We start from the raw sequence: 13,799 nt of genomic DNA on the forward strand, positions 1-13,799 counted from the left end.
CCATCTACAGTTCCTCTCGACTAACGTTTACTGTATCCCCTTGCTATGGTGAATCTCGCGGATCAATGGTGCATCCGTTCCTGGACGGCGAATACGCTGCTGCAGCGTCAGACGAATCTGCCCGTTCAAGTAGGCGTCTGCCTGCAAGTCGGCAGAAACTTCATCCACCGTCACATATCGCGTATCGCCTGTATCCGTCAAAGCAATCCGGGTCTGCACAGCCAGTTGTTCAACCAGATGTGTGACCGTTTGACGGACATCTCCTACATTCGCAGCCAACACATGCCCAATCCATTGCTTCCGAATCTCCAACGCCGAAGTCCCCGCCGCTGTTGTACTGCATCCCGTCAATCGCCACAGTATGGACTTGGTCGCATAATCTCCAGGCCAAACATCCCCATATATGGACCATTCCTGTCCGAGCTGAGTTCGTGTCCAACCTTGAAGTGCAGCCATCCACGAATCTGCTATTTCACTCTGAGCGTGTTCCACTGTTTCCGGAGCATACACCCCAAATCGCAGGCTGCGCGTAACCAGTCCAGAACTGGCGTCCACACGATCACAATCCGAAGAACCCAGGTAGATACAGGTAAATGCCCCGCCTTCTTCATCCTCCAGCCTGACCTGGTGCAGTCCTTCCATCAGCAATGAGGACCATGCCTCCACTTGTTCTGCGCCTCCATCTTCGGAGCGTGCATATGGAGAGATTTTGATGATCCTCCTATACCCCGCCCAAGCAGACTTCGGTACTTCTTCGGCAAAAGCAATTACGGCACAGGGTCCAGTCAACACTTCTCCCGGCGCAGGTACATCCAGTACTCTGCCATTCCATGCCGGAACAAGAGCCGCCAGCTTCTGCTTCAACGTTCGCCTGATGACGTTACTCAGTTGCCCTGTATTGGCTGTGTTGTTCAGCCCACTACTTATAGACACATTCATTTCGCCCCCTTCAGCTGCAAGTTTGCGTTCTGCTCCACACAGTGCAGCGACCATGTAGCAGTGATGAACTCCCCCTTTAACCGATCTGTTATAGGAAAAGGGACTCATCGCCAGTACGTCTCTGTACTTGCGTTTCTCCATCGAATCGGAAGCTGGACACCATTCACCGCATCAAAAAGACCGGCCCCTTGTGGCCGGTCTGTACATTAGCGTATGTGCTTTCGGTGTGTGTCCTTTGCTATTGATCCGATAATACAATCTTACACCCTTTCATCCCTAGCGCCGATGGTGATTCGTACGACTTCGGTGCGATTAAGGTTGTAACTGGGGTGGAAAAAAGACGAAAATTTAGCTGAAGCATAAGATGTCTTATTAACATTAGTTTATTTCTTTGTATTTGGTATTATAGGCAATGAGGTATTCTTCTGTAGAGTCCTCTACTGCAATCATATCTGTACTGTTTTCGTTTTTGATTTTAAATAGTTTTGTACCTACTTTGTAGGTGTTGGAACTTATAACGTTCCCATCACCGTGATCTCTCTCATTGGTCGAGGATACCTCTATTTCACCTATTTGTTCAGCTAGTTCCTCCTCTGAGATGATGTCATTGCTTGTAAAATAGACTTCTTCCTTTAGGTTTATCATTTTATCTGAAGGGAAACTTTCTCTGGATGAAGAGCACCCAATCAAAAGTAAAATCAATGAAACGATCAGTATGAGTAGTAATTTTCTTTTCATATTACCTCCATGTATAGACTAGATCCCCTATTAGATGGCTTTGACTTTTTCTTTTAATTAGTGGAAGTGGAAGTTGAAACTTCATCAAAAGTAACTAAACGATTATCGTATAGGTTTTTAAACGAATTGTCACCCGTTTTAAATGATTGTACACCCTGTTTAATAAAGATACTTTCATCCTCATTAATAGGAATGTATACATTATCATCGATCTTTTTTAGATACAACAATACTTCTGTACCTTCTTGGAGTTCGGTAGAATTCTCATGGTAAATAATAGACGTATCTGTTTCTCCGCCAATTTGTCGTAGATTAATTAAATCTCCTTTTGAACCTTCTCCTTTGATGACATTTTCTATAGCTACCTCCGATTGGTGAAATGCTTCTTCGTTTTCACCATCATTTTTAATGAGAGGACTAAGTTTGTTTTTAACAATCCCACTCACAATAAGATCTGCATCATATGCACGAGCTTCGAGTGTGCTATAGCCAATAGCCCAGGAATAATGATTTATTTTCAAATCTTTTTGTGTGATTTGAGCCTTTTGAAGAACATTTTCGGGAACATCTAGCACAGGTTCATCACTCTGAGCTTTAGCAAAGTTATTATCATAAAGAACATTAATGGTATTTATGTCCCATGAAGTTGGTGACTTGTTTGGACGCCCGTCTACTAAAGCTCCAGAAGAATTACGTTCAAATGTATTTGGAGTCATAACTGTAGGATTACCAAATGGAGCATGATCCAACCCAAGAGCATGACCAAATTCATGAGTTGCGATACCCTCTACATTGTCTGTATTGTAATGACTTTGCGTTGTGTAGTATGTATTAACCCATGTTTTCATAGTGGAATAGTTTCCAGTTATAATACTAAATGTCCATTCCGCACGTCCATCCCAAGTAACGCCACTGTCAGATTTATTGCCCGCAGTAAATTTAGAATTCGTACCAGCTTTTAGAAAGACATCAGTAGATAAGTTCCGTTCATCTCTAGCATTTGTCCATATGTTTATGTAGAAATTATTAAAACCATTGTTTTGATAAGTTATATTTCTGCTTCCCCAAGAGTAACCAGTTACTGGAGTCGCATAAGCTTGTATGTTACTAAACAATAATCCTCCTAAGCCTCATAATAACGCTTTCTTAATATGTTTCATAGAACCACTCTTCTGTTATTGGATTTTTTTTCCACAAAAAACTATAACCTTGAATATACAAAAGGGTCAACAGAATACAGACAAAATAGCACTTTTATACTAATTTTTCCCTGGTGGAAGTTTAGTAGAAAAGTGCTAATCTTTAATCAATTATTGAATTGAACAAAAATAAATTGAATTAATTCCTGAATATACTGATCATTTTCATACAAAAGATAGCATCCTAATCTTTCTTTATGGATGCTCGCCACATTCCACTTCCTAAAACACAAATTAAAAAATATAGCTTATTTCAGCGAAACCTTGGGATTCAACGTAATCTCAAACGCACGTCCCCAGATGAAATCGGGGTTCGCATATTCCAGCAGTGCGCTGCAGTACTCCGCATAGACTGGTTCGCCATTACAGATTTGTTTGATCGCCACATTCCCTTGGGCAAAAGCCGGTTTTCCCGCTAGTGTCGCTGTATGGGTCTGCATCAGATCCCGCAGCAGCGTCTGCAGATGAGCGTAATCCTCCTCGGAGTTGAAGAGTGACATGTTCTGATCTGCAAGGGTTGCCACATTGGTATACAGCGCATGCGCTCTCGAATACGTCCGAATATCTGCAATCGCTACAGCTTTATAATAGTAATCTTTCAGGAAGCGTTTGAACAACAATGACCCCTGTGCATTCATGGCATCTCGCAACGTGTGGGCATGTGTTTCAGTTGTAATCAAAGCAAAGCGCGATTGTCCCATACCCACAGCCATACCGATTTTGTTCCCGGTGTATTCCATGCACTGTAACCCAGAACCCGACCCGTATACGGACTGCTTAGGAGTGCTTCGGCTACATCGACGTTGGCTGGACCTTTACCTACAAAATCAATCAACACCGAAGGAAGACCCTTCTCACTATTACTCGTCAATTGAGCCACAGCCGAATGCACCTGATCCAGCGCCGTAATGGCAATAATCTCAATGTCCACAGGCCTTTTACCCGGTGTTCCTGGATGACAGTTCGTCATGCGATCCAGCTCAGACGCCATGTCAAACGAAGCCGCTTCATCGGCAGATGTAGCATTCGTCAATTCATTTCCATTTTCCACATCGGAAGTTGTATCCGTTGCCACATCAGGCTCTGGATAAGCGGAATCCGCTACAACCACACCACCTACAATATCTACATGGCGCACCACATTTTTGTGCAGATCCATATATTCGTAGGCATTGATAATCGTTGAACCATGAGGGCCGAAATATTTTACCGCATAACGTGTCTTCGCCCCACCGCGAAGCAATTGATTCGCCATGCGTGCCACCAGAGCGTGACCCAGGCCGTCAGCATCCGGAAGAATAATCGCCCGATCCGGATTTTGTCCATCCGTCCCACCAAGCCATTCATTTATCCGAGCTTCCACATAATTGATCTCATTAATCTGAACGCCTTGCGTATTCGCATCGTCGACTCCTACGGCGAGGAAATCAATATATCCTTTGCGAGCAAGCTGATCCAGAATGTATAGATTTGTTTTGAATTTATGTTGTCTGGTGTTGTAGTACTGTTCTTTATTAAAATACGTCGTTTCCCCATATTCCGTAGACTCTGGAGAAAGGTTATACCCATTCACAATATCCTCGAATGCCGTAAAGGACTGCCGTGGCTGCTGCATCAATGCACGAGATTCGTTGTAAGCATCCAATGCGAGACCATCTGCAAATGAAGTGGTAGCGAGTCGCATAATGGTATCCATCACATACACCGGTTTGCGCGGATATTTCTTTTTAATGGCTTTAATCACATCGAGCAAACGGGTTGTGTTCTGATCGTAATCAGGATTTGTGCCTCCTCCATCCTCACGAAGCTGACGACTGCCAATCAGACCACCATATGCCAGCATATCCGACGAGATAATGAATCCATCGACTTTGGCAGCATGCTTCAGAATAAAATCATGAATGTTGGACGGTTTACCATACGTAGGCGTAGACGTTCCAAGTAAGGTTGTGCCTTCGACCGTTTTCTTGGAATCCAGACGATTTTGAATGTCACCCAGGTGCGGTGTAATGATATGGATACCGGCTGCTTTTCCTTGTACAACGACGTCATCCAGATTCGCTGGACGATCATCCAGTGGAACATACAATACTGTTTTCATATCCTAAAACCTCCTGTTAGATATATTCAATCTTTATTTAGTACCCGATCAGAGCAAGTGTGCACTCACCGCATAAAAAAACGGCCCCCAGGCCGGTCTGTACATTAGCGTATGTGCTTATCGGGATGTGTCACTTGCTATTGATCCGATAATACAATCTTACATGTTTACATTGGTCGCGCTGACGGTTATCCGTATGGATTACGTCTATTTGTTGTAGCCATCATGGCGGTTAAACGTCGGTTTCTTGCAGAGGCTTCTGTCGGATAACCCAACAAATTCATTCCTGATGCTGTTTATATGATAAAAGTTGCCTTTTAAACTTTATTTACAGTAAAGGATGGATACGATCATGAAAAAAAAGCTCTGGTTCTATCTGTGTATCGCTGTCACCAGTTATATGGCTGGCCCCGTTATGTATGCTTTGACAATGTACACCTTTTATCAAGAAACAGCTGTTGTAACTTCATCACTCATTGGATGGACCGCTGCCACATTCTCATCCGTTGGTATCCTGTTTATCCTGGTCACAGTCATTCTGCTCCGAGTGCTCCACATCTATTATTTCTGGCTGCAAACCCTGCTATTTGAGTTACTTTTCCTTGTGCTCGTCTATATGACCACTGTTCTTCTTGGAGCTGGTAACACAGGTCTGCCCTCGCTGTCCTTTCCATTTACGCCCGAAGGCATTCCCTTGTGGATGTTCTGGGGCAGTATTGCACTTATGAGTTCCTGGGGAATATGGACAGCGCGTCAGCCCGTCCGAAAATCACCATACATGCTGGTATCCAGAGTCATTCTGATCCTGTTTATTCTTGAAATTTGGCTCCTTTAAAAAGATAAAAGGAGCACAGCCATCTCAGGCAATGCTCTCTTAAATGTATGTTTTTCTCACGCAATAATATAGCGGAAGTTTTCCCAGCTTTCCGGAACTGAATTTCCGTTTCTGGCATGATGGTAGAAGCTGAATGGAAATTTGAACAGATGACCTCCATGCCAATCGTGGGAACGTCTGTCGGTCAGCCAGTATTCCAGTTCATGGGGCAGTGCAACAGAACGTTCTGCACGGATCAATGGCAGTCGATCGACTGGACATTGCAGCGTTGGCATCTCCTGCTCAACGTCCACATCCCGGCTCAGTCGCAAAGCCTTGACCATCTTCAGGAATGGTGGAATGCCCTTGTGGAACAAGGTCGGATAATCCAGTTCATATAATATGTTAAGCGCATGCCCATAGGTCAGCATATGGCCGATCAGATCATGATGCGCTTCCGCGTGATAGATCGTGCGGAACGCTCCAAGCTCATCCAGAATTAGACGGGACAATTGTTCAGGGCTTTCAACTTCAGGAAATCCGTCTGCATCATCTACTTTTAAGCCGCGAATTTCTTTCACAGTCGTGTTCATCCATGATCTGCCTGGAATGGTTCGTTCAAAAGAATCAATAAGTGCAACCAGCTGATTCAAGTCGTGGTCCGAGCCCCAACCATCCAGTTCCCGAATGGCTTTCAGGCTAAGGGCACCGTAGATGACCTGATGGCCAACCCAATGCAGCTCTCCGATCGTTCGATCCAGCGCTGCCGTAATACGCGCTTCGGCCTCTTCCCTTGGCAAAACATCTCCCCTCTGGGAGGTCAAACCATCGTTCAATCCATGCTGGCGAAGCATCGCTTTCGCTTCAGCCGTAACACTGCCCGCTGCAAGGGCAGTGAGACGATTTTCCCGCACCCAAAAATAAGCCGCAATAGCTCCCGCCCCATAATGGGCGTGCCACAAATCTCCTGTACGCTCCCGACTGGACACCATAATATCCAGCCCTTCCTCCAACAAACGTCGATCCAACATGCCACCACCCTTCTATCGATGCCAATTCTGAAACACAAACGACCATAGACCGTTTTTTTAGCAAAACACTCCTTTTAAAGCGTTTACTTCTATAAGATGATTCAAAGGGTGCACATATGACCGTTTTGCCCGCTGCTTCCCATATTAACCAATCCGAAGCTTTCCCACTTCACGGATGGCCACTTCAAATGGATACATCTGTGCTTGTTGCTCCGAAAAGAACCAGACACGTTCCTTCTTCACCACAATAAACAGTCCGTTCACATCCCCTACAGGGGCAAAGGTATCACTAGCTTCACCCCATCGCTTCACCCCCATCTGCTCAAGTTCATCCACCGTGGAAAGCACATCTTCCGTAACTAACCCCACCTCACACACCTGCAGCAGATCCTGCTTCGAAAAGGGATGGTCACTCTCGTTATGAACGGTATGATGAGCAATCAGCTCCAGAATGTTACCGGCAGGATCTTCGAAATAGAGCGAATTCGAGTTCCAATTGGTTGAATAGGTCTCATCCTTACCTTCATACCTACTTAGATGGACACGTGCCGCTGCCCACGCTTTGGCCTCTTCAAAACGATTCTTCGGAATCATCCAGGCAACGTGATAAAAGGGTTCCTGTTCCGTTCCATTCTCAGCGAATATCATCTTCGTCAAACCGACTCGAATCGTAAATGAATGCTCGGACTCCTCCAGCAACTCCAATCCCAGAGTATCCACATAAAATGGTTGAATGTCTTCCAGTCGTGCTGTATATAATTTGACTTCTTCAAAAATCATGCCGTGTCCTCCTTCACCCGACCGTGCATCTTCTCCCACTCACTCCATGGCACCATGCCGAGTTCAGGCTGCGCTTCATCCGGGAGCATCGATATGAATTCCAGAGAATGACCATCCGGATCGGTAAAATACACGGACACCGCAGGCATCCACCCAAATACATACAACTCGCCAATATCATCGTCCAGAAAGTTACGCGTCTTGATCCCTTTATCCTCCAGGTAAGTGACAGCTTGTTTCATGTCCTCCAACGATACCTGAAAAGCAAAATGCTGCCGCTGCACCTCGGAGGGGTCCTTTTGCCACAGTCCGAGCATCGCGTTGCCTTCACCACCAATCCAGTAAAAGGAGTTGCCACGTTCCTTCTGCCCATAGGCATACCGTAATCCAACCATTTGTTCATAAAAATGATGCGATCTCTCCAAATCCGTTACGTTCAGATGCGTCTCAAATATGCCTTTAATCATGATGAAAACCTCTTTTCTCTCTTTATCTGTGGTTAGCATCCCGCTACTCTACTTCCCTCTCTTAACTCCCGGAGGATTTCCGTACTGAAGTTAACGTCTCGGCAAGGTGCAAAAATGAACCAAGCACGCGTTTGATCCGGTCTTCAATGTCCTGACTGCCTTCAAACTCTTCGTATCCGTCAAACGTTGCCTCAAACCGTCTCCGCTGCGCACCACCAATGGAAATCCACTCCTGTGCGTTAATCCCGTGCAAATTGCGAATGATCGCCTGCAGCTGCAAAAGCGAACTTACCCCAACAGCTCCTCCTGCTGAGCTGATGGACAATACTGGTTTACCACTGAAATGAGCCTGGCTCAGGTGATCCAATGCATTCTTGAGCACACCGCTTATGCTGCCGTGATACTCTGGTGTAGACAGAATAATGGCATCTGCCGCGAGCATACGTGTGTTCAGGTCGGCGAGGTTCTGATCATCGTTCTGTTTCTCATCCGGTGCATAGAATGGAAGCGGTCTTTGATACAAATCAAACAGGCTGGCTTCATGTCCCTGACCACTGATTACCTCCACGGCATATTCCCCTAAACGTGTGCTGGTTGCATTTTTCCGATTACTGCCTGCCAAAATCAAGATATTCATCTATGTCACTCTCCTACGTTTTAATAGTCGTCCCTACGCTGCGTTATAAATTTCGTTACTCTCATCTTACCGTGCTTCTGTCTCCGAATCGTCAGCAGATAGACTTAACTTCCAGCACAAAAAAACTCAACCTTTGGGTTGAGTTTCTACGACTTTAGTCTGAGAATATTGGAAGATGGATCAGACAACCCAGCCATTTCTTACAGCATGAAGCGCAGCTTGGGTCCGGTCTGCCAGTCCTAATTTGTCCAAAAGATGACTGACATGGGTTTTCACCGTTTTCTCGGTTATGATCAGCTTTATGGCAATCTCTTTATTACTCAATCCTTGTGCGATCAGTCCCAGCACCTCTCGTTCCCGCCGGGTGAGCATGTCCGGTCCATCAGAAGTTTCTATCCCTACCCCATCCCGCTCTTGTTCTGGAGGCCGAGTGGACGTAAGGGGATTGGCACGTCCATGTGCTTCATTCATCGGAAGCTCAGACGAAGCCATCACATGCATTAATTGACCCGCTGCCGCAGGATGCAATTCTACCTGACCTGCGTGCACATTGCGGATGGCAACGGCAAGATCCTCTGGCTCAATGTCTTTGAGCAGATAGCCCTTCACTCCTGCGCGTACGGCTGGTACCACATGGTCCTGATCCGAGAAAGAGGTAAGTACGATGATACGGATTCCAGGTAAAAGCGCACGAAGCCTTCTCGCCGTCTCGATCCCGTCAAGCACTGGCATATGCAGATCCATTAACACCACATCCGGATGCAGCTGTTCTGCCTGTTCCAGTGCTTCCTGTCCGTTCGAGGCTTCTCCGACGACTTCCATATCTGGCTGTGTGGACAAAAATACGTGCAACCCGCGTCTTACCATTGCATGATCGTCAGCGAGTAAAATCGTAATCGGCATCTCTTCATCCCCCTGACTTTATACAGATTCGGACGGGAGTGGAATGACTACCGTTACCGATGTTCCCTTACGGGATGAACTTACAAGTTCTAGTCTGCCACCCAGCGATTGCGCCCGTTCCCTCATGATGGACAGACCAAGTGAACTGGCAGGCAAGGCCTCACGCCTTTTGGCTCCACCTTTGCCCCGATCTGTAACGATGAATATCGCTTCCTGATCGCTTAGCTGGAGGGATATCTCAGCGGAAGTAACTCCCGCATGTTTACGTACATTATTGAGCGCTTCCTGTCCAATACGCCATAGTCCTTCCTCAATACTTTGAGGCAAGGACCGCATACCCGTCCGGTGTACAACGACTTGCAACCCCTGTCCTGTACCATACTCCTGCAAAGCACTGAGCAGACCAGACTCCAAACCTGCCGGGCGAAGCTGCATAATCAAGGCACGCATCTCCTTCAAGGCTTCCTGTGACAAGGTACGTATATCCTTCATTGCTTCCGCGGCCGGATGCAGCTGTAGTGATCCGGATAACATGCTCTCTGCACCTTTAGCTGTCAGGGACAGGGAGAACAAAATTTGATTCACCGAATCATGCAAATCCCTTGCCAGCCGATTTCGTTCCTCCAGTCGGGTTAATTCCCGGCGTTTGTAAACCAGTCTCAGACTTTCCCACGAGGCTGTTATATGTTCAGCGAGTGCATCGAGAACCTCACGATCTGCCTGAAGGAAACCATTGGAAGAACCCAAGCCAACCACCAGTATTGCCGTTTCGCCAGGAGAGCTTAACGGGATAGGAGCAGCCAGGCCCGAGGCCAAAACGGACATAGGGAGCAGAGTATTGCAAAGTGCTGAAACTTCTTGAATCTCCATTGCCGCCAATACCGTCGCACGATGAGAATCAATCACTCGATGCATGCGACTCTCCCCCTGTAGAGAAAGTTGAGAACGTGTCAGCATCTCGAACTTGCCAAGAATATGGGCAGCTTGTACCATAAAACTTCCGTTCTTCTGCGATAACAGTGCAACAAAAGGCCAGTCATAATGCTGCCCGAGCAGCTGTACAACCTTCTTCGCCATGTCGTCTGAATTGCTGCACTCGTTCACTGCCAGGCCCAGCGATCTGCTGTACTCTCCCAGCCTGGCATACAGATCCGCCCGCCTTTGCTCCGCGCTGTATAATCGCATCCGCTCCATCGCACTGCCGATCTGATAAGCTACAGCCTGCAAAAGTGCCAGCTCACTATCACTAAAATGCTCTTTGCCCGGAGCAGCCACATTCAGCAATCCCAGCATCTTCTCCCCTGAGCGGAGCGGGACCGTCGCATGATGGGTGATGTCATGGGTATCTCCCCATTGATGTTCAACCGCATCCTCCAGACGTTTGCAATTAATAATATTTACAGCATTATCCAATCTCCCGTCACGGAAGCGATTCACGCACCAGCAAGACCCGCAGCGCATCGGTTCCTTGTCATGATGCATCAGTGCAGGAGGAAGACGGTGATCAGCAATACAGACGTATTCTCCCTGAGTATCAATCAGGAACACCCAGCCCGCAGTCAATCCTGTCAGTTCCAACAGTTTGCCGAGCACCGTATCCAGCATCAAATTCAGGTCGTTAGAAGTGTTGAGCGTTTCCGCGATCGTCTTCAGTGTGTACATCTCCTGCATTCCGGCTTGTTCCGTCATGCGGATTCCTCTCCTTTGACTGATCCTTAGTGTTGTTTTTCAATTATTGTATACAATCAGCGAAGGATATAAAAGGATGAACTTCTGGCTTAACATCTAACCCAGCTTCTGTCGTTCTTTACGAGATGCAGATAAAGGCTCCATATTGATCAGACCGCGGTCCGACAGAGCCAGCGCCATTTTATAGAAAGCACGTGTCCGAATCTTCGTATACGTATCCTTGCTGACAGGCGGATCAAACACATGGTTATACACTTTATAGTCAAATACATCGTCATCCTTCAGATAACGTTCGCTGACAAGTACACGTTCCTTCTCGCTCAGTCGAGAGACAACAAAATCAATCGTATCGCAGTAAGCCTGACGTGCGCGCTGCACATCCACATTATAGATTGCCGTTCTGGCGGTGGAATCCCCGGTCACATTCGTTGCACCATGGAAACGCTCAGCGTAACTCGCCGTCACCATCACCTCTCGTTCTTCAAAAGCAATCGTTTTATAAATCCGGTATTTTTCCAGCGCGGCTTCTACGGCAGTCTGTGTTTTGCGTCGGTCCAATTCGGGCAGCATCAGTTCCATATTCATTCTCCTCCTTTAACATTCGTTATAGAATGAAAGTCTAGTAGCCTCGCATGTTCGACTCCGATGACAGAAAAATCTTACGATCGCTGTTATCCCCAGATTTTTTTGATTATATTTTCTAATGTAAAAATCCAGTGATAAATGCGAACGCTTCGCTTCTCCAGCTTTTTTCTGTCCTCTTCGTTTTGCGTAACTTAAAGTTCATTCTATAAAAATTAAACTCGCATTCATCTCATCTTTATTAGGGTTATCCAGTTCTCTGAAATAGTAACGGCATTTTTCAATTTTTCCTGTTGCCTTTTGGAATCAATTTAAGCCAGCTATGAAGCAGGAATAATTCATTTTCCCGATCACTCAACTTGTCTCCAATTTACATTTTGTTCGTATTTTGTTCGTATTTCTATTTGAGGATACCACTTTCTGGGGATCGGCGTAAACCTTCATTTTGGGTCGTTTTAACTATAAAATAAAAGCCGCGCTCTCATTTCCTTTACCTTTTGGCATAATTGTTTCATATCCCTTTACCTAATGGTATATATACGATATAGTACAGATAATTAAAGATCCTCGTATAAGTCATTTGATTTTTATTAAGAAGCTACCGAGAATTGTCCTGCGTCGTGTTTAGGTACGTATCACGAGCAAACGTAGTGAAGGAGACGGAATCGATTCTGAAGAAGCGAAGCGTTCGCCTTTATCACCGGATTTCTCCCTTTTAGGAAAGGGAAACAAAGAAATCTGGGGATAACAGCGATCGAAAGAACGATCCGAATCCGGAACGGGCTTAGAGTGCGCATCTACCTCCCCCGTCCAACTGTCTTCTTAATAATTGTTAACATACTTGTACGAATCAAAGGAGTGGCATGAATGGTGGAGCACGCTTTTGGTCCTTATCTGAAACAACTGCGCGAGCAACAGGGATACAGCATCAATCAACTCGCCGAAGCAGCAGGAATCAGCAACTCGCAAATTTCACGCATTGAGAATGGGGTTCGCGGTGTTCCCAAGCCCGCCACCATCCGCAAAATCTCTGACGCGCTTTCGGTTCCTTACGCAGATATGATGAAGCAGGCCGGGTATCTGGAAGTCTCAAATACAGCAATCGAGTTGCAGGCTCCGGAATGGGCAACGTACAAGGACCGTCGGGACTTCAAAAGGATGCTGGAGGACGAGGATGATCTGATGTTTGACGGCATCCCGCTGGATGATGAGGACAAGAAACGAATCAAGGATGTCCTGACAGGTCTGTTCTGGGAAGCCAAGCAGATGAACAAACGCAAAAAAACGAATGATCCGGACGAGCGCCCATGAAGCATTTCAAGCTGAATAAACTAAAGCAGCAGGTGAGATGATATGGATGACATTGTAACAAAGCTGATTCGAAAACACCGGACCAACTGCCCTTTCAGCATTGCCAGAGCCATTGGAATACAGATCCGGTTCACCAATCTGGGCAAGTCTACCAAAGGACTGTATTTCCGAAAGCTCCGTCGCAGATTTATCGTCATTCACAATGATTTACCGCCGGAATGGCAGCGTTTCGTGTGTGCCCATGAGCTTGGACATGACCGATTACACAAAGGCATAAACCGGTTCTTTCTGGAGGAACACTCCTATTTTGCACCAGGCAAGCTGGAAAGACAGGCCAATCGTTTTGCCATACAGCTTCTCACTTCCGGATTAAGGCCTGAGCCGGATGAATCACTGGAGAAATTTTGTTTACGTACAGGACTGCCACGTGAAGTGCAGCATTTTTTTTAGTCTTCCTAAGAACATACGTTCCTTATAAGTCAATTCATCTCTTAATCTTCCACTATTAAAATCAGATGTCACTTTCAGGTTACCTATTTTTACACAAATCTCGAGATTTCCTAATAATAGTCTGGTAAAATACAACATGAGTTGTGCAAACGCTCACG

At 46.1% G+C, this 13,799-nt stretch carries 15 protein-coding genes; 3 read left to right on the plus strand and 12 right to left on the minus strand.

All coding sequences use genetic code 11. The features are described from left to right. Positions 1-27: 27 nt before the first annotated feature. The 5 genes from ACTWJ7_RS29035 to ACTWJ7_RS29055 all read right to left on the minus strand — a co-directional run bounded on the left by ACTWJ7_RS29035 (position 28) and on the right by ACTWJ7_RS29055 (position 4,977). A complete protein-coding gene (locus tag ACTWJ7_RS29035) occupies positions 28-1,080 on the minus strand; it encodes a hypothetical protein (RefSeq protein ID WP_443146127.1) in 1,053 nt (350 codons plus the stop codon). A gap of 237 nt (positions 1,081-1,317) precedes the next feature. Beyond that, positions 1,318-1,677: a hypothetical protein gene (locus tag ACTWJ7_RS29040; protein ID WP_301879704.1), complete on the minus strand. Its 360-nt coding sequence runs from the start codon at positions 1,675-1,677 to the stop codon at positions 1,318-1,320. Positions 1,678-1,730: 53 nt separating this feature from the next. Next, complete coding sequence (locus tag ACTWJ7_RS29045; RefSeq protein ID WP_301879705.1) at positions 1,731-2,792, minus strand: matrixin family metalloprotease; 1,062 nt, start codon at positions 2,790-2,792, stop codon at positions 1,731-1,733. Positions 2,793-3,124: 332 nt separating this feature from the next. Then, positions 3,125-3,616: a hypothetical protein gene (locus ACTWJ7_RS29050; protein ID WP_443146128.1), complete on the minus strand. Its 492-nt coding sequence runs from the start codon at positions 3,614-3,616 to the stop codon at positions 3,125-3,127. After that, positions 3,553-4,977 (minus strand): DUF4127 family protein, encoded by a 1,425-nt coding sequence (locus ACTWJ7_RS29055; protein ID WP_443146129.1) that lies wholly within the window; start codon positions 4,975-4,977, stop codon positions 3,553-3,555. Before ACTWJ7_RS29055 ends, ACTWJ7_RS29050 begins: the two co-directional genes overlap by 64 nt. A 352-nt stretch (positions 4,978-5,329) precedes the next feature. Here ACTWJ7_RS29055 and ACTWJ7_RS29060 point away from each other — a divergent pair, with 352 nt between their 5' ends. Beyond that, the gene (locus ACTWJ7_RS29060; RefSeq protein WP_301879707.1) at positions 5,330-5,812 is read left to right on the plus strand and encodes a hypothetical protein; all 483 of its coding nucleotides are present in this window, start codon (positions 5,330-5,332) and stop codon (positions 5,810-5,812) included. Between the two features lie 56 nt (positions 5,813-5,868). Here ACTWJ7_RS29060 and ACTWJ7_RS29065 read toward each other — a convergent pair whose 3' ends face one another. The 7 genes from ACTWJ7_RS29065 to ACTWJ7_RS29095 form a co-directional block, all read right to left on the minus strand. After that, entirely contained in the window at positions 5,869-6,822 is a 954-nt protein-coding gene (locus tag ACTWJ7_RS29065) for a hypothetical protein (protein WP_301879708.1), read from the minus strand. A gap of 144 nt (positions 6,823-6,966) precedes the next feature. After that, complete coding sequence (locus ACTWJ7_RS29070) at positions 6,967-7,602, minus strand: VOC family protein (protein ID WP_301879709.1); 636 nt, start codon at positions 7,600-7,602, stop codon at positions 6,967-6,969. After that, positions 7,599-8,069: a VOC family protein gene (locus tag ACTWJ7_RS29075; RefSeq protein WP_301879710.1), complete on the minus strand. Its 471-nt coding sequence runs from the start codon at positions 8,067-8,069 to the stop codon at positions 7,599-7,601. Before ACTWJ7_RS29075 ends, ACTWJ7_RS29070 begins: the two co-directional genes overlap by 4 nt. Positions 8,070-8,130: 61 nt before the next feature. After that, positions 8,131-8,706 carry an NADPH-dependent FMN reductase gene (locus tag ACTWJ7_RS29080; RefSeq protein WP_079350992.1) on the minus strand — a complete coding sequence of 192 codons (576 nt, stop codon included), beginning with the start codon at positions 8,704-8,706 and terminating at the stop codon, positions 8,131-8,133. Between the two features lie 180 nt (positions 8,707-8,886). Continuing rightward, positions 8,887-9,609 carry a response regulator gene (locus ACTWJ7_RS29085; RefSeq protein WP_301879711.1) on the minus strand — a complete coding sequence of 241 codons (723 nt, stop codon included), beginning with the start codon at positions 9,607-9,609 and terminating at the stop codon, positions 8,887-8,889. 18 nt (positions 9,610-9,627) lie between these two features. After that, positions 9,628-11,298: a GAF domain-containing sensor histidine kinase gene (locus tag ACTWJ7_RS29090; protein ID WP_301879712.1), complete on the minus strand. Its 1,671-nt coding sequence runs from the start codon at positions 11,296-11,298 to the stop codon at positions 9,628-9,630. A 96-nt stretch (positions 11,299-11,394) separates the two neighbouring features. Further along, positions 11,395-11,877 (minus strand): ArpU family phage packaging/lysis transcriptional regulator, encoded by a 483-nt coding sequence (locus ACTWJ7_RS29095; RefSeq protein ID WP_053783401.1) that lies wholly within the window; start codon positions 11,875-11,877, stop codon positions 11,395-11,397. A gap of 870 nt (positions 11,878-12,747) precedes the next feature. On the opposite strand from ACTWJ7_RS29095, the gene ACTWJ7_RS29100 reads away from it, so the two are divergent. Next, entirely contained in the window at positions 12,748-13,191 is a 444-nt protein-coding gene (locus ACTWJ7_RS29100) for a helix-turn-helix domain-containing protein (protein WP_301879713.1), read from the plus strand. A 42-nt stretch (positions 13,192-13,233) separates the two neighbouring features. Next, a complete protein-coding gene (locus ACTWJ7_RS29105) occupies positions 13,234-13,641 on the plus strand; it encodes an ImmA/IrrE family metallo-endopeptidase (protein ID WP_285077937.1) in 408 nt (135 codons plus the stop codon). The last annotated feature ends 158 nt before the right edge of the window (positions 13,642-13,799 follow it).

The organism is Paenibacillus sp. 1A_MP2 (assembly GCF_052244825.1).
GTDB classification, from domain to species: Bacteria; Bacillota; Bacilli; order Paenibacillales; family Paenibacillaceae; genus Paenibacillus; species Paenibacillus vandeheii.